A 22,676-nucleotide genomic window follows, 5' to 3' on the forward strand; every position below is an offset into this window, starting at 1 on the left:
AAACGCGTAAAATAGAGCAATGCAACGCATCTACATGGACGCCAACGCCACGACGCCTCTCCTACCCGCTGTATTCGAGGCAATGCGGCCCTTCTGGATCGAGCACTTCGGCAACGCCAGCTCCATCCATCAGCAAGGCCAGTACGCTCGTGCCGCCGTCGACCACGCCCGCGAGTCCATCGCCAAAACGTTCCACTGCCGCGCCTCCGAGATCGTCTTCACCTCCGGCGGCACCGAGAGCGACAACCTCGCCATCTTCGGCGTCCTCAATCAGCCTCGCCCCGCTGGAGCCGGGCCCTTCCACCTCATCACCACCAGCGTCGAGCACCACGCCATCCTCCACGCCGCACAATCCATCGCCAAGCAGGGCGTCGAAGTCACCTTCCTCCCCTGCGACGCCAGGGGCATCGTCGATCCCGGCCCCCTCGCCGCCGCCATCCGTCCCAACACCAAACTCGTCTCCATCATGCTCGCCAACAACGAGACCGGCGTCATCCAGCCCATCGCTCCTCTCGCCTCCATCACCCACGCCGCCGGAGCCCTCTTCCACACCGACGCCGTGCAGGGCGCAGGCAAGCTCGCAATGGACCTCTCCGCCCACGGCGACCTCAAGGACGTAGACCTCCTCAGCATCTCCGGCCACAAGATGTACGCCCCCCAGGGCACCGGAATCCTCTTCGTCCGCCGCAGCGTCCGCCTCGCTCCGCTCTTCCACGGCGGCTCCCACGAGCGCCAGCGCCGCGCGGGAACCGAGAACGTAGCCGGAATCGTCGCCCTCGGCAAAGCCTTCGAGCTCGCCCATCAGTGGCTCACCGAAGACGCCCCCACCGACGGCCCCACCCACCTCGCCCATCTCCGCGACCGCCTCGAACAAGGCATCCTCGCTCAGATCGAAGAGTGCGGCATCAACGGTGCCGGAGCCCCGCGCGTCTCCAACACCACCAACATCTACTTCGACCACGTAGAGGCCGAGGCCCTCGTCATCGCCCTCGACCTCAAGGGCCTCTCCATCAGCGGAGGCAGCGCCTGCCAGTCCGGAGCCACCGAACCCTCCCACGTCCTCACCAGCATGGGACTCAGCCCCGCACGGGCCCGCGCCAGCGTCCGTCTCTCCCTCTCCCGTCTCACCACCGAGGCCGAGATCGACACCGCCCTCACCCTGATCCCCGCAGCCGTAGCCCATCTCCGCGAGCTGTCTCCCACCTACAATAAGCCCGCGGCCTTAGCCTCCGCATAGCAGCACTGCCCCTTATCTTCACCGTTACCCCCAGAGGAAGAACATGCCAGCACCCCAGATCAACGACATCATCGAAGACTTCACCCTCCAGAATCAGGACGGCAAGACCGTCCATCTCTCGGACTACAAGTCCACTCCCGTCGTTCTCTTCTTCTATCCCCGCGCCGACACCCCCGGCTGCACCATCGAGTCCTGCGGCTTCCGCGACGCCTTCGAGCAGTTTCAGAAATCCGGCATCACCGTCCTCGGCATCTCCCGCGACACCGTCAAGGATCAGAAGAAGTTCCAGGACAAGTACAGCCTCCCATACGACCTCATCGCCGACCCCGACATGGAGCTCATCAACCGCTTCGACCTCGTCAAGCCCAAGAACATGTACGGAAAGCTCGTAAAAGGCGTAAAGCGCACCACCTATCTCATCGCCCCCGCCGACGCCCAGGGACACCAGCGCCTCATCCACACCTTCGAGGAGGTAACTCCAGCCGGCCACGCCGAAGAGGTCCTCGCTCTCCTCAGCAAGAAGAAATAGCTTCTACACCCTTCGATACGCCCCACTCCCTCGAAAGTTACCGTAGTGCTATCGCGGGGAGATCATATCGTCCGGTATGCTCATATCCGTGGGGCGATATGAAGCGATCCGAAGTTGGTGGAGAGAACCGAAGCATTCCAGCGACAACGTACGAGCCAGACAATCGCACCAAGGGGTGTGATTCGACATCATGCCTGCAAACGAGGCCCGCTACGAAACCGCTCTCTTCCCATCGATTCAAACTCTCCCTCCTCTCCCTTACTGTGCTCCTCTCGGCTCTCGTCCCGGCGCTCACCCGCGCGGAACAGACGCCCTTGCTCCCCACGGCACAAAACGTACTCCCTGAAGCCCCGGGAAGAAGCTCCGCGATCCAATCCACCGACCAGCTACCCACCGGCAGCATCACTGGAATCGTCTTGGACATCCGCCAGGGCCTCGTAGCCGACGCCCGCATCACCCTCATCCCCCAGGCCGGCTTGGAAGAACGCGTCATCACCTCCGACAGCGACGGCTCCTTCACCTTCACCAACGTTCCCCCCGGAACCTACAAGGTCAAGATCAGCTCTCCCGGCCTTGAAACCCTCCTCACCTCTGACATTCAGATCCGCGGTGGCGAGCGCCACGAGCTTCCCAGCATCGCCCTGCCCGTAGCCGCCAACGCCGCCGACGTAACGGTCACCGTCACCCAGCAACAGCTCGCCGAAGAGCAGATCAACGCCGAGATCAAACAACGCGTCCTCGGCGTCTTCCCCAACTTCTACACCAGCTTCATCTGGAACGCCGCTCCCCTCTCCCCCCGCCAGAAGTTCAAACTCGCCATCCGCTCCACCACCGACCCCATCGCCTTCGCCACCACCAGCATCATCGCCGGCGAAGAACAGGCCCGTGGAAAGTACAAAGGCTACGGCGACGGAGCAGAAGGCTTCGGCAAGCGCTACGGAGCAGCCTACGGCGACATCTTCATCGGCCGCATCATCGGCAGCGCCATCCTCCCCACACTCTTCCGCCAGGACCCACGCTACTTCTATCGCGGCTCCGGCACCGTCCCCTCCCGCGCCTTCTACGCCATCCGCTCCGCCTTCATCTGCAGAGGAAACAACGGACGCTGGCAGCCCAACTACTCCCACGTCCTGGGCAACTTCGCCGCCGGCGGCATCTCCAACCTCTACCGCCCCGACGAAGACCGCGGCGCCCGCCTCGCCATAGACAACGCCCTCCTCCACACCGCCGGCAACGCAGTCGCAAACCTCGTCCGCGAATTCGTCCTCCGCGGCGTCACCTCCAAGGTCCCCGACTACGCCAACGGCAAAGACGAGGCCGCCCCCAAAAACCGCCCCTAATCACCTAGCCGTTTCAGCCGGGCCACCTTCTGACTCACCAATACCGCCCGGGTGCCCCATCCTTCGCGCCTTTGCGAAGGGTGGGAACTTAACCTCTTCCCGCTATAGCACTTGCTGTTACTCGTTTCACGCCGCTATCTTTACACAACAACCGAACCGCAAACTTTACCCTGAGCCATGGGTCTAACCAACCAGCACGAGGCCCACATGTACCGCCCACTCCCCATCCTCTGCCTCATCGCCTTGACGTCAGCGGCCCCAGCCCAGCAAACCATAGCCGAGCGCTACCTCCTCCAGACAGCTAACCAACACCGCGCAGCCCTCCACCTCGGCCCCCTCACCTGGGACCCCGCCCTCGCACTCGCCGCCCAAAGACACGCCATCCGCATCTCTCGCGAGCCAGGCCCTGCCGAACACCAGTACCGCGGCGAACCCGACCTCCTCAGCCGCGCCGCCCAGGCCGGAGCCCACTTCAGCAACATCTCCGAAAACGTAGCCGGCAACGGCAACAGCCCCGCCGAGATCGAGCTCGCCTGGATGAACTCCCCCGTCCACCGCGCCAACATCCTCGATCCCCAGCTCAACACCGTCGGCATCGCCGTCGTCCAATCCCGCAGTCTCCTCTCCGCCGTCGAAGACTTCGGCCGCAACGTCCCCGTCCTCACCCCCAACGGAGTCGAAGCCAGCGCCCAACAGATCCTCCTCAGCCACGGCATCCAGCCCGAGCTCTCCGCCGACGCCCGCCAGGACGCTCGCCGCGCCTGCAACTCCCAAACCACCACCGGCTACCTCACCCAACCCACCCTCATCTTCCAGTGGGAAGGACCGGACCTCAACGACCTCCCCAAAACCGTCGCCTCCTCCCTCCCCCGCTCCCAAGGCAAGTCAGTCACTCACACCGCCGCGCTCGCCGCCTGCCCCTCCACCCGCCCCACAGGAGGTTTCACCACCTACCGCATCGCCGTCCTGCTCTACTGACACTCGCCATTAATCTCGGCGATTTAGCATGAACATTCCTAGCAAAGGGTTGTCTCGAATTGTCTTCTTCACGTACAAATCTCCTCAAGACCGTCGCAGTTCTCTGGTTCGCAGCTTTCGTAGTCGTCTTCTATCTCACGACACCCCATTGGCGCTTCGAGAACGGTTAATGTCTACGATCCGGCGATAGGGCGCGAAGCCTTTGGAGACCTCCGCCTCACCCCCGGCTACCGTCTCTACCGTCGCCTTCCCCAATGTGTTGCACAACCAACAGAAGCCCAGCCGTAGATCCGTATGGAGACAATCGGGTCGAAATATTCGTAAAATTTCGCCTTCCACATCCATACTCCCGAAATAGGGACTACAGTTGCCCCATGCAAGTTGATATTGCCACCGTACGCCAGGCAATCGAAAGAGACGAGCTCATCCCCAGCTTTCAGCCTGTTGTTGAACTTCGCACCGGCAATCTCGCCGGCTTCGAGGTGCTGGCCCGCTGGCATCACCCGGATCACGGTCTCATCCTCCCTCCCAACTTCATCCCCCTGGCCGAAGAGAACGGCCTCATCGGAATCCTCATGCAGCAGACCCTGCGGAAAGCATTCCTCTCCGCTACCCTGCTCCCCGCACCTCTGCGCTTAGCCGTCAACGTCTCCCCCTCGCAGCTCCGCGATCTCACCCTCCCGAACCAGCTCCAGGAAGCTGCGGAAAAAGGCGGCTTCCCCCTCAACCGCCTCACCGTCGAGATCACCGAGAGCAGCCTCCTCGACAACATGGAGCACGCCAAGGCCATCGCCGGCCAACTCCAGTCCATGGGCTGTCAGCTCGCCCTCGACGACTTCGGCACCGGCTACTCCAGCCTCCGGCACCTCCAGTCTCTTCCCTTCGACGAGTTGAAGATCGACCGCAGCTTCGTCGACTCCATGACCAAGACCCGCGAAAGCCGCAAGATCGTCGCCTCCATCATCGGCCTCGCCCACAGCCTAGGACGCACCACCGTCGCCGAAGGCGTCGAGACTGAAGAGCAGGCAGACATGCTCCTCTGGCTCGGCTGCGAACTCGGTCAGGGCTGGCTCTACGGCCGTCCCGTCACCGCCGAACACGTCCCCGGCATCATCGCCGCTCCTCAGCGCGCCGCCCCGGCGACCATCTACACACCCGGCGACGGATGGGCCGTCTCCAGCCTCGAAGCCCTCCCCACCCAGCGCCTCTCGCAACTGCAAGCCATCTACGACGGAGCTCCCGTCGGCCTCTGCTTCCTCGACTGCGACCTCCGTTACGTCAGCCTCAACAAGCGCCTCGCCGACCTCAACGGCGCTCCCGTCGCCGCGCATCTCGGAAAAACCGTCAAGGAGATGCTCCCCAACAACTTTGAGAGCTACGAGCCCTATCTGATGCGCGCCCTCCAAGGCGAAGCCATCGAAGGCGTTGAGCTCCCTCGCGGCCAGGCGAAATCCGGCGAGCTCGGAACCGCCCTCATCTCCTACCAGCCCGCCTGGGACGAAGCCGATGAGGTCATCGGCGTATCCATCGCCGTCATCGACGTCACCGAGAAGAAGCGCACCGAGCAAGCCCTCCGCGAAAGTGACAGCCAGCTCCGCCAGATGAAGGAGCAAAAAGAGGAAGGCGGCAAGGTTCCCTGGATCATGGACGCCACCGGCAACAGCCTCCAGCCCAGCTCCCTCTGGGTCACCACCACCGAGGTTAACAAGAAACGCATCCGCAACTTAGGCTGGCTCGAAGCCCTTCACGAAGACGACCTCCAACCCGTCGTCAAGATCATGCGCGACGCCCTCCGCACCGGCAAACCCATCGACATCGAGTACCGCATCCGAAACGTCGACGGAGACTGGACCTGGATTCGCTCCCGCGGCAAACCCCACTTCAGTCCCTCCGGCGAAATCCTCCGCTGGTACGGAACCCTCGAAAACATCGACGCAAAGAAGAAGGTCGAAGAGACCGCCCTCAAGCCATAGCTCCCTGTCGCTCACGGACGACCCGCCAGCAGCAAAATACCCGCTCGTCACATAGACAACTCACAAACTCTCTCACCATCGGCATAATTAAATCTGGAGAATGCAGGAACATGCGGAAAGGAGAATGTTCCCCTGCCCGGCAAACGAATTTTTACCCCGTCGGGTTGTTGTATTCCCAGGAGATCTACCGATGGGCACTGCAACCAGTAGCGGCGCTGCGATACGCCACACTCAGTCTTCGGGAATCGCCCGAAGGTTCGTTGAATCGAAGCTCGCATCCGCGGACATCACCATCAATGGAGGCCGCCCCTTCGATCCCTGGGTCCTCGACGATAGGTTCTACGACCGCGTCTTTTGGCAAGGCACCCTAGGGCTCGGCGAAGCCTACGTCGAAGGCTGGTGGGAGTGCGAAGCGCTCGATCAGTTCTTCCACAGAATTCTCTCCTCAGGCCTCGCCAAGGCCACCCAATGGAGCTTCGCCGAACTCGCGAACATCCTGCAAGCCCGCTTCTTCAATCTTCAAAACCTCAGCCGCGCCTGGCAGGTCGGCGAACAACACTACGACGTCGGAAACGATCTCTACCGCCGCATGCTCGACTCGCGGCTCGTCTACACCTGCGCCTACTGGCAAAACGCCCGCACACTCGATGAGGCTCAAGAGGCCAAGCTCGACCTCGTCTGCAGAAAGATAGGTCTAAGAGCATCGGACCACATCCTCGACATAGGCTGCGGCTGGGGAAGCTTCGCAAAGTACGCAGCCGAGAACTACGGCGCCGCCGTCGACGGCATCACCATCTCGAAGAAGCAGATCGCCCTCGGAAACACCTTGTGCCGCGGCCTTCCCGTCGATCTCAAGCTGATGGACTACCGCATGTTGAACCAGACCTACGACCACATCGTCTCGTTAGGCATGTTCGAGCACGTAGGCGAAAAAAACTACCGGACCTACTTCGAGACCGCGGCCCGCAGCCTCAAGGACGACGGCCTCTTCCTCCTCCACACCATGGGCAGCGGAGAGACCTTCCACACCGGTGACCCCTGGCTCATGAAGCACATCTTCCCCAACGGAATGGTCCCTTCGATAAACCAGATAGGAAAGGCAATCGAAGGTCTCTTCGTCATCGAAGACCTCCACAACTTCGGAGCGGACTACGACCGAACCCTCATGCAGTGGTTCAGAAACTTCGACCGCACTTGGTCGGAGATCGAAGCCAACTACCCCGAGGACTTCTATCGCAAATGGAAGTACTACCTCCTCTCGCTCGCCGGCGTATTCAGAGCTCGCCACGTCCATCTCTGGCAGATCGTCCTCTCCAAACGAGGCGTGCGAGGCGGATACACCAGACCCGAATAACTGCCTAAGCTTCAAGCCTCAAACCGGCACACCAGCAGGCTGGCCCCTCCCAGCCTTCAATTCCGAGCGCCAAAGTGCGCATGGCGTAAATCCCCTCAAAATTGGCACTTACAGCCCTCCCTAATCCCAGCTCTCGAGGCTAGATTAATCCTGTCGGACACCGTAACAATCCGGCAAAAAGATAGATCTGAAACTGCGCCGCAGTAAGCCCGCTCATGGAATAGGAAAGCCGCGCGCGTGTCTTTTTCAGGGTCCTTTTGGAGGATCGCCATGAGACGTTTCCACAACGATGAAAGCTAGAGCTCAGCTCTGAGAATCGAGAAGAAAATTAATGCCGAAGAAACAACAAGCCGTGCCGCGAGACAAGTCCGAACTACCTCCCATGGAAGATCACACCGCCCGATTGAACGGCGTCGATCTTCACTATCGGATCCTCGGAGAGGGCCCCGTGCTCTTTCTCGTCTCTGCGGGCTGGGGAATAGGCTCCGCCTACATGCAGCGAGCCTTCCATCCCCTGGCGAAGTACCGTCGGCTCGTCTTTATCGATACGCGTGGCAGTGGTCTCTCTGGCCGCCCCAGCGACTCCAAGCACATGGGGACCGTCGATATGGCGGACGACCTCGAAGCCCTTCGCATCCATCTAGGCCTCTCCGAGATCAGCATCCTAGGCCACTCTAACTCCGGCGCCATCGCTCTCTCCTACGCCGAACGCTACACCGATCGAGTAAGCAAACTCGTACTCCTCGACAGCCAGGTCATCGGTCTCAGCGCTGCCGCCGACACCCAAAGAATTCTTCAAAACAGATCCACCGATCCCCGCTTTGAAGACGCTGTCATAGCCGTATCCAAGTTCTTCTCCGGAAAGGTCAATCCCGCGACAACCGATGAGAGCCTCGAAGCCTTCATCGCTCAAGTCCTGCCACTCTTCCTCTGCAGCCCCGAGAAGACGTTGCCCTTGGCCCAGAAACAAATCGCAGGCCCCATCTCCTCCTACGCCTTCTCCGCTCAATTCGGGGCCGACGCGGCCTTCGTAACCGATCAGACCGAGTTCCTGGACGTCATCACGGCGAAGACCCTCATCATCGTAGGCAGATACGACTACATCTGTCCCGTAGCACTCTCCGCCCGCCTCCACGAAGGAATCCCCGACTCCCGCATGATCATCTTCGAAAACAGCGGCCACTTCCCCTGGATGGAAGAGCCAGAGATGTTCTTCACAGAGCTAGCAAACTTCCTAACCTCCTAAACCCACCATCCAGCAAGAGAAGAAAACCAACCCAACGACAACACCAAACCAAAGGGGCAAGACCAAATCGGTGCAATCCTTGCAAATCGGCGTTAAGCCTTCCTTCAATCCGCCACCATCACAAAGCACGGCGGTACTCCCCAGGAGTAACCCCCGTATGCTCATAGAAAGTCCGCGTCAGGTGAGCTTGGCTGGAGAAACCGCACTCTGCAGCGATATACGCCAGAGAAAGTTCTCTTCGTTTGAAGAGCGCTATAGCGCGATCCAACCTCTTCTTGATCACATATTGATGAGGTGTGATGCCCGTCGCTCGATGGAACATCCTCAGAAAGTGCCCTCGGCTGTAACCCGACGCGTCCGCAAGCGATTCAAGACTAAGTTCAGCGGAGACGTCTTCGTCAATGAACTCCAGAACACGTCTGAGTGCGTGCTTTGGAAGAGCAGAGCCCGAAGAATAGAGATCCTCTTTCTTTCGAGAGGAAGCTCCTGAGAGGACAAAACGCACCGCCAGGGCATGAGCAAGGGACTCGGCATATAACCTACCCGACGGAGCTCCGCTCTCAACCTCCTCCATCAACAACAGGATGATCCGCTGCATCTTTGAATCCTGAATCCTCAAGCGAATGCGAGGTTCACTTTGGTGCTCCGCCTCCAGCAGAATCTTCTCGATGTACTCCGGCCTGAAGCTACAGACAACACGCATGGAAGACGTGAAAGTGTTGTGTGCAGGGAAAATCCCTAACGGTGTAATCGTAATCGTTCCAGCCGGTTTGGAGCAGGAAATGTAACGGCCACGAGCCACAAAAGACTCGACATAACAGGGAGTATTCCAAAGCCACAGAGCGTGACGGTCCAGGACTGTCTCGAGATATTCCCCCTCCGGCATTAGGTACTGCTCCAGAACAAAACCGTTCCAGCCATACAGAGCGCTCGAATGCAGAAGGGACGGTGAAGAAATTACAGATTCAAGAGGCACACCCTCATGTTTGTTGGTCATAGCATTCCCTCTCTAACTCCGGACCAAAAGGCAAGTCCAAATCGGTGTCATCCATGCAAATCGGTGTTAAGCCTTCTCTCTCGATTCGCGGCGGTATTCCCCAGGCGTAACACCCGTATGTTCATAGAACGTCCGCGTCAGGTGAGCTTGGCTGGAGAAACCACACGCTGTGGCGATATCGGCGAGACGACTCTCTCTCTGTTTTAAAAGCGCCATAGCGTAGTCCACCCTCTTCTTGATCACATACTGATGAGGTGTCATTCCCGTAGCGCGATGGAACATCCTGAGAAAGTGCCCCCGGCTGTAACCCGACTCGTTCGCAAGCGCTTCCAGACTAAGTTCAGCGGAGACATCCTGGTCAATGAACTCCAGAACGCGTCTAAGCGAATGCTTTGGCAAGGAAGAGCCCGAATACAGATCCCCCTTCTTACGAGACGGAATCCCTGAGAGAATAAAACGCACCGCCAGGGCATGGGCGAGCGACTCCGCATATAACCTCCCCGACGGAGCTCCGCTCTCAATCTCCTCCATAAGCAGCAGAATGAGCCGTTGCATCTTTGAATCCTGAATCGTCCGTCGGACGAAAGGTTCTGGCTGGTAATCCGCCTCCAACAGAATCTTCTTGATGTACTCCGGTTCAAAGCTACAGACGATACGCGTGGAAGACGTGAACGTGTAGTGCGCGGGAAAAATCCCTAACGGTGTAACCGAGATCGTTCCAGGCAATTTGATGCAGGGAGTGAAACGGCCCTGCAGAGAACACTCGACATAACAAGGGGTATTCCAAAGCCACAGAGCGTGACGGTAGAGGACTGTCTCGAGATACTCCCCCTCTGGCATCAAGTACTGTTCCACAACAAGGCCGTTCCAGCCGTACGGAATGCTCGAATGCAGAAGGGACAATGGCGAAGCCGCGGATTCAAGAGGCCAACTTTCGTTGCTGACACTTGGCGGCAGAATGTTAGGCCCCACTCGCCCACTCCGGGATCTCCCGGAACCGCCCTTGTCTTTCGGATCTTGTAAAGCCGTGGCTCTCGAAGAGAGTCCACGGCGATCTCTCTGTTTGTTAGTCAAAAGCACTACCTCTCTTCTGTTACAGCAACAAAATCCTCTTCAAACTTCAGGGTTGGGAATTCTCTACTCAGGGCGGATGAGGGCTGACTCGGAACGATCGACGGGGTCAGCACGTCAAGGATGGAGACTTACCTTGGTGGCGTTCGCTGCGTAATACCCTCTCGCAGGCAGTAGCTCAGCCAGGCTTCACACGGAGGAGGACAGTCTTCGTCCACGTTCGCAACATCTGCGAAGGATCTTTCGATCCATCAACTTACAATAAGGACTCCGCACGGGCGGCGTCTTATGCAAAAAAGCGTTCTTTGCACAATCGGCCTAAGAACAGCGGTCGCAAACCTATGCGAAGACATGGATGTCTCGGCCATCCCTCCCGATGCCTTTTACTTTCCTGTCAAGCCCCCATAAAGCACTTACGAGGCGCCACCATCTTGCAAACCATTCAACAAAAGCCTCTTACAGGCACAAAATATCTCTAAGTAAAGTGGCACTTTAGTTAGGTTCGACCTTCTAAAATAGAACTAGACAAACAACTAAGTTAGGCGTGCCAAAGAGCGGAGCCTGAAAGCCGTAACCCGTTTGTTTAGTCTTATTTGGACGCAACCCACTTGGTTGCAATATTTTAGCGGCGGTCCAAAGCCGCAACCCGCTGTTAAGAAACGGCTTACACGCAGGCAAGGGGGGTGCCCCTCCCCGAGAAAAGGAGAACGCAGTGCAGCCCATCACCACCATCGCCGCGGCCTCTCTCCTCACCGCCTCTGGAGCCTGCGCCTACGCGGCCTTGTGGCCTCAGTCCCAGCTCTTCGGGAAGGTCCTTGTAGCCCCAAGGCGACCGAGGCAAGTCGCCCTCACCTACGACGACGGCCCGAACGACATCGCCACCGAGCGCCTCCTCGAAGTCCTCGCCCGCGAGAACGTCCGAGCCACCTTCTTCATGATCGGCTCCTTCGTCCGCCAGCGCCCTCAGATCGCCCGCGCCGTGGCCGCAGCCGGACACGTCATCGGCAACCACACCATGACCCACCCGTGGCTGCCCTGGCAATCCGCCGCACGCATCCACCAGGAGCTGGCCGACTGCAACGCCGCCTTGGAAGACACCCTCGGAACCGCCGTCCGCCTCTTCCGCCCGCCCCACGGAGCTCGCCGCCCCTACGTCCTCCGCGCCGCTCGCGAACTCAATCTGACGACGGTGCAATGGAACATCATCGTCTCCGACTGGAAGCCAACCACGCCAGCAGAGCTCCTCAACCGCCTGGAACGCGGAATTGGCCGCAATCGCCGCCGCGGAAAGGCCTCGAACATCGTCCTCCACGACGGAGGAGACCAAGGCCTCGGTCAGCCTCGACTCCCCACCGTCGAGGCGACCGCAAGCCTGCTCCAACTCTGCCGCTCCACCAGCACAGAGTTCGTAACACCACTGGACTGGCTAGCCGCAACCGAATAAGCGAACCTACCTCGTCCGCTCCTGGTTCGCCTCAGGATCCACATTCGGATCATCGACCGGAGGAACGTCACCCGCGACGACTGCTGGAGCCGCAACCTTGCGCTTCCGCTTCACCGGAGGTGCAGAGCTCGGTGGCTGCTTGGACTTACCGTTGCGTCGCGACCCATTCGGAGCCTCGATCACGCTGCGCATCCAGTAGTCGCCCTGCGCGTCCACCTCGATCCCGTGAACCTCGCGCTCGAATCCTGGAAACCGCTTGCCGAACTCCTCGAACGCCAGGATCAGCCGCATCACTGGGCTATCGATAGCACCCAGCCGCTCGCCCGGCATGCTCAGCGGAATCCCCGGAGGATACGGCACCAGCATCACGCCAGTGATGCGATTCGCCATCTCGGAGAATTTAACCTTCTCCGTTCCGTTCCGCAGCAGCTTCTGATAAGTCTCCGCTGGAGTCAGAACCTGCTCTGGATCGACCTCGCAAGCCTCTTCCACAAGGCTTACAAGGTTCAGCTCGATCATCGCAGCATGCATCTCGTCGCTAAGCTCGCGCAACGTCACATTGCGATAGCGAGCTGGATACTTCGCCACCAGATCCGGCAAAGCCTCATGCAACGTCGCCTCGGTGTCGTACAGTCGCTTGAACTCGAACAGATTCTCCAGCAGCGATCCCCATTTGCCCTTGGAGGTTCCGACCGAGAACAACACCAGAACCGTGTAATCGCCCGTTCGAGCGATCTCCACGCGCCGCGCATCCAGGAACTCGGTCAGAATCGCCCCAGGAATTCCCGAAGGCCCAACCACGCCCTGAGCGTTCACTCCCGGAGTCAGAATCGTAACCTTGGTCGGATCCAGCATGCAGTAATCATCCGCGATGTCCTCATCGTGGAAGCCATGCCAATCTTCGCCCTGCTTCAGCGTCCAGCAACTCGAGTTCTCCGCCAGCAGATCGTCCGGAGCCTCCTCGAAGAGATACGTCTTCCCGTCCACCGGATCAGTCACCTGATCTGGCTGAAACAGCCGGAAGAACCATCCGTCGCCGCCGACCTCAGCCGCACGCAGCCGATGCGCAACCGAAGACATCGCCTTACGGAAGCTGATCGCATCCTGAATCGTCTCGTCCATCAACGTCGGACCAGCTGGTTCGTCCATCATCGCAGCAGCAACGTCCAGCGAAGCAATCAGCGGATAGAAAGGCGAAGTCGTCCCATGCATCATGAACGACTCATTGAACTGGTCGAAGTCCAGCGGAGCACGCGGACTCAGCTTGATATGCACCATCGAAGCCATCGAGAACGCAGCCAGCATCTTGTGCGTCGACTGTACCGCGAACAACTGCGGACGATCCGGCATCTCGTCCGGCACATCCATCGCGAACCGCCCGCGATAGATATGGTGGAACTTGGCATACGCATACCAGGCCTCGTCGAAGTGGATACGCGGAACAGACTTCGCCAGCTCCGTCACCACCTTGTTCACGTCGTAACAGAGCCCATCGTAAGTGGAGTTCGTCACCGCAGCATACGTAGGAATCTGCGACAACGCCTTCGCCGAGAAAGGACTGTTCTTGATCAGCTCCTGGATCGACTCCGGACTGAACCGCTTCAGCGGCACCAGCCCGATCATCCCGTATCCATTGCGCGTCGGCGTCAGATACACCGGTCTCGCGCCAGTCACGGTGAGCGAGTGACAGATCGACTTATGGCAGTTCGCATCCGCCAGAACAATGTCGTCCTGTCCGATCACGCCATGCCCAACGATCTGGTTCGACGTCGACGATCCGCCCAGCACGTAGAAGGTCCAATCGGCTCCGAAGATACGAGCCGCATTCCGCTCCGACTCTCCCGGAGGCCCAACGTGATCCAGCCACGAGCCCAGTGGCGAGGTCGAGATACCCAAGTCCGAGCGCATGATGTTCTCACCGAAGAACCGGTGAAACTCCATCCCGATCGGATGCTTCAGAAACGCAACTCCGCCCATGTGTCCCGGAGCGTCCCACGAGTAAGCACCTTGGTCGTTGTACCGCTTCAGCTCCTTGAAGTAAGGAGGAAGCAACTGCTCGTTATACCGCTCCACGGCAAAGTCCACGCGGCTTGCGATAAACGCCGGAGTATCGCCGAACAGGTGGATGTACTCATGCACCTGCTTCACCACCTCCAGCGGAAGCTCGCTAACCAGCGTCCTATCCGCGATCAGGAAGATCGGAACCTTCTTGTTCCGCCGGCGCACCGCGCGGATGATCTTCAGCGCCGCTCTCTCGTCGAACTGGTTCGCCCCTTCGAGGTCCCAGTCCAGCAGAATCGCGCTATGCGACGGGTCCGACGTCACCAGCGAAAGCCCGTCCTCCGGAGTCGAGGTACGCACCACCTCATACCCTTCTTTGCCAATTGCATCTACCAATCGCTCCATGGCCCGGTCCGATACGGAATCCGTCCCACCCACCTCACTTGCAATCAATAAAACCCAGTGCCCTTCGTTCATTACACCTCTCACTTCTTTGCTAATCTTACAGTGCAAAAACCCTCAAATATGTCGTCTGCGTCAATAGCGCAAATATCTGCACAACCGCGTCAGTCGAAGGCAGGTCCGACCTTTCCCCCAGCGGGCTGCAACTTACCTCTTGACCTTGGGTCAGACTGACGTAGCATGGGATGGAACCCCTATGAATCCAGCTCCAGCGCCCGAAGAAGAGCCGCTGATCCTCGATGCCGCTGCGTCGACGCCCGCCCCACCCGAGCCTCTTGGCATGGGCGAGGTCCTGCGCATCCCCCTTCTGCGCCGCCTCTGGTACGCGCAGATCGTCTCCGTCTTCGGAGACTTCCTGGCCCTCTTCGCCGTCATCGGCATCCTTACCTTCAAACTTCACGCCACCGCCCAGCAGATCACTGGCGTCCAGATCGCCTACATGCTCCCCATCGCCGGCCTCGGCGTCATGGCTGGAGTCTTCGTAGACCGCTGGCCAGTCAAGACCACCATGGTCTCCAGCGACTCCATCCGCGCCGGCCTCGTTCTGTTGCTCCTCTTCGCCACGCAGATCTGGCACTACTACGCCATCCTCGCTGCGATCTCCATCGTCTCCAGCTTCTTCAACCCCGCCCAGGGAGTCGCCATTCGCTCCGCCGTGCCCCTCCACGGCCTGCGCTCCGCCAACGCCCTCATGACGCAGGTCCTCTTCGGAATGCGCATCGTCGGCCCGGCGGTCGCAGCCCTGATGGTCTCCACCTTCGGAGCCAATAGCTGTTACCTCCTCGACTCCGTCAGCTTCCTGGGCTCCGCGCTGCTCATCATCTCTATCCCCTTCATCAAGAAGGCCGCATCCCCCAAAAGCCCGCCTAAGCCCGCAGAACCCGGCGGCTCAGCCCTGGGCAAGATCTGGCTGGACATGAAGCAGGGCATCGACTTCATCATCCACCACGCCGCTCTTCTCTTCGTGATCCTGGCCATGGCCGCCGGAATGTTCGTCATCGGCTGCTTCGGCCCGCTCATCGCCGTCTACGTGCGCGACTCCCTCCACGCCTCCAACAGCGTCTTCGGCCTGGCCTCCGCCATGATCGGCCTCGGCATGCTGATCGGCATCAACGGCCTCAACATCCTGGGAAAGAGGCTCAGCAACACCCTGCTCGTCTACTCTGGCCTCTGCGGCATCGCCATCGGACTCATCATCCTCACCCTGCTGCCCCACGTCTGGTCGACCATGCTCGGCAACCTCATCGTCGGGTTCTCCGTCGCCGCAATCATCGTCCCCGCCCAAACCCTCTTCCAGCAGGCCACCCCGCCCGAGCTCATCGGCCGCGTCGGCTCCACCTTCATGTCCATCGTCTTCGCCGCACAGATCTCCGGCCTGGTCCTCTCCGGAATCCTCACCCAGCACATCGGCGTCCGCCAGGTCTTCGCCCTCTGCGCCGTCCTGCTCCTCATCCTCATGGCCGCGGGCAAGCTCTGGATGGAGCCCAAAGCCGAAACTGCGCCCGCCTAAGCCCAACCAAGCCGAACACTCACCACCGCAACCGCACATCGTCTTCAAACACCAGCCCCGTCGGTCCATCACAATCCAACTGCGCCAATTGGATCGCCACCGCCGCACCCTCCTCCGGCGTGCGTGTTCCGCGAAACCCGTTGAAGTCTGTGGCAACATGCCCCGGAGCCGCACCGTTCACCTTGATAGACGTCTCCGCCAGGCTGCGGGCGTAGTGAGCCGTAAGCGCATTGAGAGCCGTCTTCGAGGTCGAGTAGGCCATGTAAGGCCGTCCCACCCAAGCCCCTTCTTCTCCAATCGATCCCCGCTTGCTGGTCACATTCACGATGCGGCCCGCATCCGACCGCAGCAACAGCGGCATAAACGTATTCGTTACCGTAACCACAGCAAAGACATTCGTCTCATACACCGCCCGTATGTTCTCCGCACTCTCCTCCACGGGAGTGCGAAAGCGCGACCCAGGAGCCGAACTGATGCCCGCATTGTTCACCAGCACATCCAGCCTGCCTGCGGCGGATTCAATCGCCTCCGCCGCCGCACGGACTGACGCAGCATCCGTCACATCCAGGGCCACAAAGCGGACGTCTCCATCAGCCCGCAGCTCCGCCTCCGCCGCTCTTCCCCGCACCGCATCGCGTGCGCCGAGATAGACGATCAATCCATCTCGCGCCAGGCCGCGAACAATCTCTTTACCGATACCTTTGTTTGCTCCCGTTACAAGTGCGATCCTCTTACCGGCTATGGTTGTCATGTCAACCACAATACCCTCGCCAGGTTGTCATGTCAACCTATTCCTGATAGCCTTCTTCTAACGATGTCGACCAAGCTCCTCTCCCCTCACGAACTCCGCGTCTGGCACGCCTTCAAACTGATGGGCGAAGACGTCATGGTCCGCGTCGGGCGCGATATCTCAGACGCAACCGGCCTCTCCGGGCCCGACTTCGGGGTCTTGTCCCGGCTCGCCGATCTCGGCAAAGGCGAGATGCGTCAACAGCGGCTCGCCGAGATGATGGGCTGGGACAAGAGCCGGCTCTCCCACCAGCTCACACGCATGCAGGAGAGAGAGCTCATCGAGCGTCGCGAAGCCGACAAGCGCGTCGTCCTCGTCGTCCTGACCAAACACGGCCAGAAGAAACTCGATGCTGCACGACCAGTTCACGCTGAGTCCGTCAGGCGCAATCTACTCTCCCGCCTCAACGCCGAACAGATCGAAACCATCGTGCGCGTCAGTAACATCCTCGGCGAAGACGAGTAGCCATCGTTCAGGTACAGCTCGGAGGAGCTACGCCTTCAACAGTCCCAGCCGCAGAAGACTTTCCGCAGTGGCGACGATGGCCTCTTCATTCGATCGCGGCTTCCATCCCAGCAGTCGCGTGGCCTTTTCACTCGTGGCATTCATCATGATGCCAAGGATAGGCACGAGGGTCTTCATCGCCGGGTCGCGCAATGCGGCCATGCGTATCAGCCAGTTGGGAAACTCTTTGGTGGGTACTCTTTTGGCCACCGCTCCCATCCGGCGCTTCAATACCTTCGCGACATCGATCATCCACATGCTCTCTCCCGAGATCGCGAGAAAGCGCTCCCCCTTCGCCGCTGGATTCGTCATGGCGCGCAGGTGCAGGTCGGCGACGTCGCGCACATCGACGAAGCCGGAGTTAATCTTGGGGCATCCGGGCAGGCCGTCCATCAGACGCTGAATCAACCGTACGGAGTGCGAATAGTCCGCTCCCAGCACCGGACCAAAGACGGCCACAGGATTGACCGCAGAGAGCTCGAGACCCTGCCCTTCCTTGGCGATGAACTCCCAGGCTGCACGCTCCGACAGCGTCTTCGATCGCTGGTAGTAGGCCACCTCACCGCTCAAGTCAGTCCAGTCCGTCTCGTTGAACGGCCTGGTCTGCGGCTTGTGCCCCATACCGACCGCTCCGAAGGCGGAGGTCAGCACGACGCGCTTGACGCCTGCATCGCGGGAGGCGCGCAGCACACGCAACACACCATCGACAGCGGGTCGAACCCACTCCTCCTCACGGGTCTGGTCGCCCGAGGGAGTAGGCGAAGCTCCGTGCAGCACATAGCTGCATCCCGCGACAGCATCCGGCCAGCCGGCATCCGCGGACAAATCAGCGGCCACAAAAGACAGATCGTGCCCTGGCCGCACACCACCCTCCTTGAGCATCGCTCGAACTTCAGGCTCTCGCGTAAGCGATCGGACGGTCGTTCGTACACGATAGCCGGCGTTCAAAAGTTGGAGGATGCAGTGTGTCGCAATAAAACCTGATCCACCCGTAACAAGTACCAGTTCGTCCTTCATATCTTCTCCTGATCTCCCGCTGACCAAGCCGGGAGTAGATAGCGAATCCAATCGGCAGGGCGTTCTTCCAGCGTGTTTCCGATCCGGAAAAGCCCCGTACCTCACTCACCATAGGCCTCGAATGCTGAACTTTGAATGCTTGCAAGTACATTCAACTTGCGCGATAGTACAAACATGGCCAACGATCCGTTCGCCGATATCCTGAAGCTCACGAAGACCGAATCTCTAGTCACCGGAGGTTTCACAGCCGGAGGCCCTTGGGCGGTTCGCTTCCCAGCGCCGGACAAGATCAAGTTCTTTGCAGTCGTGAAGGGCCACTGCTGGGTCGCCATCGACGGCGAAGAGAAGCCGATCCACGCCGAAACAGGAGACGTGGGTCTCCTCGCGGCCAAGCGGTCCTTCGTACTCGCCAGCGACCTATCGGTCACTCCGGTAGAAGCAATGAGCTTGCCGTTCACCGGCAACGGCAGCAAGTTTGCAAAAATTGGCGAAGGCGAGGACTTCACGCAAATCGGCGGTCACATTCTGCTCGACCCCGTAAGCGGACGGTTGCTGGCGGACGCTCTGCCGCCATGGATTCACGTCCAGGCGTCATCGCCGCAGGCAGCAAGCTTCCGATGGCTCCTCGACGAACTCGTCAACGAGCAGACCTCCGACCTGCCGGGAGCGAGCCTCGCATCGGCGCAACTCGCCCAGCTCCTCTTCATCCAAATCTTGCGTGCGCACCTGAAGACATCGGGTCCATTGTCTCCAGGTTGGCTGCGCGCGCTCGGCGATCCGCACCTCGCCCCTGCCCTCCGCCTGATGCACGGCGATCCTGGCCGCTCCTGGCACCTGGAAGATCTCGCCAAGGCAGCCGCGATGTCGCGCACCGCCTTCGCCGTACGCTTCAAGCTGGTAACTGGCGTCCCGCCCCTGACGTATCTGCTCAACTGGAGAATGCGCCTCGCCGAACGCGCCTTGCACGAAGGAAAGACTTCGATCTCCTCCCTCGCACAAACCCTCGGCTATACCTCCGAGAGCGCCTTCAGCAACGCATTCAAACGCGTCAAAGGTTCCGCCCCAAGACGGTACAGAGACGCCAAACAACCGGCCACAAATTCTCTCCAGTAGCACCAGACAACTGGTAGCAGGATCCGCTCGCCTCACAAATATTCGGCGCGAGAATCATAGCGACATGTCAGCAGGATTGAAGCGTAACTGCACATCCGCGTACAGTATGGCCTTAGTTCAGAAATCCCAAAAACTAAGTGCATCTATTTGCCTACTTATTAAGTCGGAGAAGCCCATTTTTCGTTGACTCTACGACAAATGCCAACCAGGATGAACAGCACTGCATCTTGGAGGTTCTTCTTGTACAAAATGATATTCCGCCTTGTCGTCCTCGCCCTCACCACGCCGACTCTACTGTCTGCTCACCGTGCTTACGCAGATACCATTGTGGTTGGGTCAGACCTTTCCAATTACGCCGAATCAGGAACTAGTTTCTGTCCGTCGAGTTCCAACTGTTCTCTCCTGGCTCAACAATTCACTCTGCTGTCGGCTGCGGTTATCACCGACATCAAAATCGTCGTCAGCGGGCCGATTAAAAGTTCCCCGACTGACGGCACATTCACAATGGGCATAGGTGTAGATCCCTTGGACAACACCGGTGTGGCCACGGGCAACTTCGTCTATCAAATCAGTCCGGTCGACCCTAACCAGGGGGACTACACCACGGAGATTCTGGACTTCGCGAACCTGAATATTTCGTTAAGTGCAGGAACCTATTACTTGGGATTGGCTGGCGCGAGTGGTACGGGCGGCCACTTAGCCAATTTTGCTTGGAACTACGCTCCAGCCCTATCCACTCCGACTGGCGTGATGGGAAGTGGTATGTATTGCGATTTCAACCCAGCTGCGCCCGGTGCATGCAGCATTCCAACAGTCTGGACAAAGTCGATCCCAGGCCCATTCGCCATGCAGATGAGTACAACCGCAATCACCCCTGAGCCATCCACCTTCATCCTGCTTGTTAGCGGTCTGGCTGGAATCTCCGGCATCGCTCGCAAAAGATTGGCCAAATAGAGAGCTGAGACCTCCACCTAAATCGGACTGGTTGTTGCCCTTTTCACTGGCCATCAACCAGTCCTCTACACAAAGAGTATTCAATCCTCAATGGACCGTGGACAGCCAGACCTCCTGGCCACGGCTCCTTCTAACCGGCAATTCTGTCCCCGGTCCCAAAGCGACGCCGATAATCTACCGGCGGCAGACCGATAAATTTCTGGAACGTCTTTCGAAAGAACCCAACATCCTCATACCCAACCTTCCACGAGATCTCTTTCAAAGAAAGCGTCGTAAACTCCAGAAGCTCACGCGCCTTCTGCACCTTCAACTGCTGGACATACTCAGTGGGACTATGGCCGGTCGCCTTTTGAAATCGCCGCAGGAAGGTCCTCTCTCCAAGCTTCGCCTTCGCCGCCATCTTATCGATCGTCGTCGACTCGGAAGTAAGCGTCTGCAGCCAGAGCTGAACCTTCATCACCGCCGAATCCCCATGATGCAGCGACGGAGAAAAGTTCGCATAGAACCGCTGCTGCCGACCTGCCGGATCGATCAGAAAAAATTGTGCCGTCTTCATCATCACAACAGGCCCGAGATAGCGGTCCACCAGCTTCAGCCCCAGGTCGAGCCAAGCCATCATTCCCCCCGCCGTAACGACATCCCCCAGATCGATGATCAACTCATCGCTGCTAACACAGATCTCCGGAAAGCGGCTCGCCAACAGCTCCGAATAACTCCAATGCGTCGTCGCCGACCTGCCATTCAACAATCCCATATGAGCCAGCAGAAACGCGCCGCCGCATATCGAACAAAGGATCGCGCCAGCATCATGCTGCACTCCCGCCCACTCCAGCAGACTGGCCGTGATCTCTGTCGGCGCCTCGATCTCCAACGTAGGAGGCAGAATCAGACAGTCAGGCCGCCCTCTCCCATCAGGATGCGTCTCGAAGACACACTCAAGCTGCGCAGTCTCCCGATTCGCCCCCCAATGGCTGATCTGCAGCTCCTTTGGATACTCGCCCCCTTGTTCCTTACTGAAGCGATTCGCAACCTCGAAGAGATCGGTCAGGCCGAGGACCGCCGCAAGCTTCGCTCCTGAATAAAGCAGGATGCCGATCCTGATCGTTCTCGGAAGCGGAAGACTGGCAGAGTTGCCCTTGCGTTTGTCAGTTATGTCTCTGGCCATATTGCACCTTTCCCGCTTTACTGATGGGGTCCCAGTTTAGCGGACGGACGCCGGCTATTCCTCTGCCCAAACGAAACTTTCGTTTGTGCCCATACCAAATCGAGACTGAAAGGGAATATCGAATGAAGAGCATAACCGTGAAAGACGGCACGCAGATCTTCTACAAGGACTGGGGCGTAGGCCAACCCCTCTTCTTCCACCACGGCTGGCCACTCTCTGCCGACGACTGGGACGCCCAGATGATGTTTTTCATGAACCAGGGCTACCGCGTGATCGCCCATGACCGCCGCGGCCACGGCCGTTCCACACAGACCGCCACCGGCAACGACATGGACACTTACGCCGCCGACGTCGCCGAGCTCGTCCAGGCCCTCGATCTCCGAGACGTCATCCACATCGGACACTCGACCGGAGGCGGCGAAGTAACCCGCTACGTCGCACAGCACGGCAACGGACGCGTAAAGAAAGCAGTCCTCATCAGCGCCATTCCGCCCACCTTTATGGTGTCCGAGAAGAACCCCGACGGCGTCCCCAAGGCAGTCGTCGACGGCCTTCGTGACGGCACCGCCAACCATCGCTCCCAGTTCTACAAGGACATAACGATGCCCTTCTACGGCTTCAACCGTCCAGGCGCGACAGTCTCCGAGGGCATTCGAGAGAACTGGTGGCGTCAAGGCATGGCCGGCGGCATCCGCGCTCAGTACGACTGCATCAAAGCCCTCTCCGAGACCGAGTTCTTCGACGACCTCAAGGCCATCGACGTCCCCGTTCTGGTCATGCACGGAGAGGACGACCAGATCTGCCCCTTCCTCACCACCGGAGCCCGGTCAGTCAAACTCTTGAAGCACGGCACGCTAAAGTCCTACCCCGGCCTGCCCCACGGAATGCCAACCACGCATGCCGACATCATCAACGCAGACCTGCTCGAATTCATCCGGGCATAAACTCCAAAACGTCTAGGCGTGCGAGAAGACAACGTATCGAGGGACGT

General features: G+C 59.4%; 19 protein-coding genes. 13 read left to right on the top strand and 6 right to left on the bottom strand.

What is annotated here, in order from left to right:
* Positions 1-19 precede the first annotated feature (19 nt).
* The 7 genes from HB393_RS06260 to HB393_RS06290 all read left to right on the top strand — a co-directional run bounded on the left by HB393_RS06260 (position 20) and on the right by HB393_RS06290 (position 8,657).
* The gene (locus HB393_RS06260; protein ID WP_213804300.1) at positions 20-1,237 is read left to right on the top strand and encodes a cysteine desulfurase family protein; all 1,218 of its coding nucleotides are present in this window, start codon (positions 20-22) and stop codon (positions 1,235-1,237) included.
* Positions 1,238-1,280: 43 nt separating this feature from the next.
* Positions 1,281-1,766 carry a peroxiredoxin gene (locus HB393_RS06265; protein WP_213804301.1) on the top strand — a complete coding sequence of 162 codons (486 nt, stop codon included), beginning with the start codon at positions 1,281-1,283 and terminating at the stop codon, positions 1,764-1,766.
* A gap of 98 nt (positions 1,767-1,864) precedes the next feature.
* The gene (locus HB393_RS06270; RefSeq protein ID WP_213804302.1) at positions 1,865-3,106 is read left to right on the top strand and encodes a carboxypeptidase-like regulatory domain-containing protein; all 1,242 of its coding nucleotides are present in this window, start codon (positions 1,865-1,867) and stop codon (positions 3,104-3,106) included.
* A 207-nt stretch (positions 3,107-3,313) separates the two neighbouring features.
* Positions 3,314-4,084, top strand: coding sequence for a CAP domain-containing protein (locus HB393_RS06275; protein ID WP_213804303.1), 771 nt, complete (start codon positions 3,314-3,316; stop codon positions 4,082-4,084).
* Between the two features lie 374 nt (positions 4,085-4,458).
* Positions 4,459-6,057, top strand: a complete 1,599-nt coding sequence (locus HB393_RS06280; protein ID WP_213804304.1) for an EAL domain-containing protein — start codon at positions 4,459-4,461, stop codon at positions 6,055-6,057.
* Between the two features lie 190 nt (positions 6,058-6,247).
* Complete coding sequence (gene cfa / locus HB393_RS06285) at positions 6,248-7,411, top strand: cyclopropane fatty acyl phospholipid synthase (protein ID WP_213804305.1); 1,164 nt, start codon at positions 6,248-6,250, stop codon at positions 7,409-7,411.
* A gap of 331 nt (positions 7,412-7,742) precedes the next feature.
* The gene (locus HB393_RS06290) at positions 7,743-8,657 is read left to right on the top strand and encodes an alpha/beta hydrolase (protein ID WP_213804306.1); all 915 of its coding nucleotides are present in this window, start codon (positions 7,743-7,745) and stop codon (positions 8,655-8,657) included.
* 118 nt (positions 8,658-8,775) lie between these two features.
* Here the strand turns inward: HB393_RS06290 and HB393_RS06295 are convergent, their stop codons facing one another.
* Both HB393_RS06295 and HB393_RS25625 read right to left on the bottom strand, forming a co-directional pair.
* The gene (locus HB393_RS06295) at positions 8,776-9,255 is read right to left on the bottom strand and encodes an AraC family transcriptional regulator (protein ID WP_213804307.1); all 480 of its coding nucleotides are present in this window, start codon (positions 9,253-9,255) and stop codon (positions 8,776-8,778) included.
* Positions 9,256-9,720: 465 nt separating this feature from the next.
* Positions 9,721-10,509 (bottom strand): AraC family transcriptional regulator, encoded by a 789-nt coding sequence (locus HB393_RS25625; RefSeq protein ID WP_213804308.1) that lies wholly within the window; start codon positions 10,507-10,509, stop codon positions 9,721-9,723.
* 928 nt (positions 10,510-11,437) lie between these two features.
* On the opposite strand from HB393_RS25625, the gene HB393_RS06305 reads away from it, so the two are divergent.
* Positions 11,438-12,169: a polysaccharide deacetylase family protein gene (locus HB393_RS06305; RefSeq protein WP_213804309.1), complete on the top strand. Its 732-nt coding sequence runs from the start codon at positions 11,438-11,440 to the stop codon at positions 12,167-12,169.
* Positions 12,170-12,175: 6 nt separating this feature from the next.
* Here the strand turns inward: HB393_RS06305 and HB393_RS06310 are convergent, their stop codons facing one another.
* Positions 12,176-14,647 (bottom strand): Orn/Lys/Arg decarboxylase N-terminal domain-containing protein, encoded by a 2,472-nt coding sequence (locus HB393_RS06310; RefSeq protein WP_213804310.1) that lies wholly within the window; start codon positions 14,645-14,647, stop codon positions 12,176-12,178.
* Positions 14,648-14,828: 181 nt separating this feature from the next.
* Between HB393_RS06310 and HB393_RS06315 the strand changes: the two genes are divergently transcribed.
* A complete protein-coding gene (locus tag HB393_RS06315) occupies positions 14,829-16,142 on the top strand; it encodes an MFS transporter (protein WP_213804311.1) in 1,314 nt (437 codons plus the stop codon).
* A 19-nt stretch (positions 16,143-16,161) separates the two neighbouring features.
* Here the strand turns inward: HB393_RS06315 and HB393_RS06320 are convergent, their stop codons facing one another.
* Complete coding sequence (locus HB393_RS06320) at positions 16,162-16,893, bottom strand: SDR family NAD(P)-dependent oxidoreductase (RefSeq protein ID WP_213804312.1); 732 nt, start codon at positions 16,891-16,893, stop codon at positions 16,162-16,164.
* Between the two features lie 63 nt (positions 16,894-16,956).
* On the opposite strand from HB393_RS06320, the gene HB393_RS06325 reads away from it, so the two are divergent.
* Complete coding sequence (locus tag HB393_RS06325; protein ID WP_255550855.1) at positions 16,957-17,397, top strand: MarR family transcriptional regulator; 441 nt, start codon at positions 16,957-16,959, stop codon at positions 17,395-17,397.
* Positions 17,398-17,424: 27 nt separating this feature from the next.
* Here HB393_RS06325 and HB393_RS06330 read toward each other — a convergent pair whose 3' ends face one another.
* A complete protein-coding gene (locus HB393_RS06330) occupies positions 17,425-18,453 on the bottom strand; it encodes an aldehyde reductase (RefSeq protein WP_213804313.1) in 1,029 nt (342 codons plus the stop codon).
* 156 nt (positions 18,454-18,609) lie between these two features.
* Between HB393_RS06330 and HB393_RS06335 the strand changes: the two genes are divergently transcribed.
* Together HB393_RS06335 and HB393_RS06340 are read left to right on the top strand one after the other, a co-directional pair.
* The gene (locus tag HB393_RS06335; RefSeq protein ID WP_213804314.1) at positions 18,610-19,566 is read left to right on the top strand and encodes an AraC family transcriptional regulator; all 957 of its coding nucleotides are present in this window, start codon (positions 18,610-18,612) and stop codon (positions 19,564-19,566) included.
* Positions 19,567-19,815: 249 nt separating this feature from the next.
* Positions 19,816-20,520 carry a PEP-CTERM sorting domain-containing protein gene (locus tag HB393_RS06340; protein WP_345945074.1) on the top strand — a complete coding sequence of 235 codons (705 nt, stop codon included), beginning with the start codon at positions 19,816-19,818 and terminating at the stop codon, positions 20,518-20,520.
* Positions 20,521-20,650: 130 nt separating this feature from the next.
* Here HB393_RS06340 and HB393_RS06345 read toward each other — a convergent pair whose 3' ends face one another.
* The gene (locus HB393_RS06345) at positions 20,651-21,685 is read right to left on the bottom strand and encodes a GlxA family transcriptional regulator (RefSeq protein ID WP_213804316.1); all 1,035 of its coding nucleotides are present in this window, start codon (positions 21,683-21,685) and stop codon (positions 20,651-20,653) included.
* A gap of 122 nt (positions 21,686-21,807) precedes the next feature.
* Between HB393_RS06345 and HB393_RS06350 the strand changes: the two genes are divergently transcribed.
* Positions 21,808-22,629 (top strand): alpha/beta hydrolase, encoded by an 822-nt coding sequence (locus tag HB393_RS06350; protein WP_213804317.1) that lies wholly within the window; start codon positions 21,808-21,810, stop codon positions 22,627-22,629.
* Positions 22,630-22,676: the final 47 nt, after the last annotated feature.

This window comes from Granulicella sp. dw_53, from assembly GCF_018449545.1.
In the GTDB taxonomy this organism is placed as follows: Bacteria; Acidobacteriota; Terriglobia; order Terriglobales; family Acidobacteriaceae; genus Edaphobacter.

Bases quoted from the DNA above. Each gene is read 5' to 3' on its own strand.
- HB393_RS06350 (WP_213804317.1), top strand. From the start codon at position 21,808: ATGAAGAGCATAACCGTGAAAGACGGCACGCAGATCTTCTACAAGGAC.
- HB393_RS06280 (WP_213804304.1), top strand. From the start codon at position 4,459: ATGCAAGTTGATATTGCCACCGTACGCCAGGCAATCGAAAGAGACGAG.
- HB393_RS06310 (WP_213804310.1), bottom strand. From the start codon at position 14,647: ATGAACGAAGGGCACTGGGTTTTATTGATTGCAAGTGAGGTGGGTGGG.
- HB393_RS06340 (WP_345945074.1), top strand. From the start codon at position 19,816: ATGATATTCCGCCTTGTCGTCCTCGCCCTCACCACGCCGACTCTACTG.
- HB393_RS06320 (WP_213804312.1), bottom strand. From the start codon at position 16,893: ATGACAACCATAGCCGGTAAGAGGATCGCACTTGTAACGGGAGCAAAC.
- cfa (WP_213804305.1), top strand. From the start codon at position 6,248: ATGGGCACTGCAACCAGTAGCGGCGCTGCGATACGCCACACTCAGTCT.
- HB393_RS06325 (WP_255550855.1), top strand. From the start codon at position 16,957: ATGTCGACCAAGCTCCTCTCCCCTCACGAACTCCGCGTCTGGCACGCC.
- HB393_RS06275 (WP_213804303.1), top strand. From the start codon at position 3,314: ATGTACCGCCCACTCCCCATCCTCTGCCTCATCGCCTTGACGTCAGCG.
- HB393_RS06270 (WP_213804302.1), top strand. From the start codon at position 1,865: ATGAAGCGATCCGAAGTTGGTGGAGAGAACCGAAGCATTCCAGCGACA.
- HB393_RS06290 (WP_213804306.1), top strand. From the start codon at position 7,743: ATGCCGAAGAAACAACAAGCCGTGCCGCGAGACAAGTCCGAACTACCT.
- HB393_RS06330 (WP_213804313.1), bottom strand. From the start codon at position 18,453: ATGAAGGACGAACTGGTACTTGTTACGGGTGGATCAGGTTTTATTGCG.
- HB393_RS06345 (WP_213804316.1), bottom strand. From the start codon at position 21,685: ATGGCCAGAGACATAACTGACAAACGCAAGGGCAACTCTGCCAGTCTT.
- HB393_RS06295 (WP_213804307.1), bottom strand. From the start codon at position 9,255: ATGCAGCGGATCATCCTGTTGTTGATGGAGGAGGTTGAGAGCGGAGCT.
- HB393_RS06265 (WP_213804301.1), top strand. From the start codon at position 1,281: ATGCCAGCACCCCAGATCAACGACATCATCGAAGACTTCACCCTCCAG.
- HB393_RS06315 (WP_213804311.1), top strand. From the start codon at position 14,829: ATGAATCCAGCTCCAGCGCCCGAAGAAGAGCCGCTGATCCTCGATGCC.
- HB393_RS06260 (WP_213804300.1), top strand. From the start codon at position 20: ATGCAACGCATCTACATGGACGCCAACGCCACGACGCCTCTCCTACCC.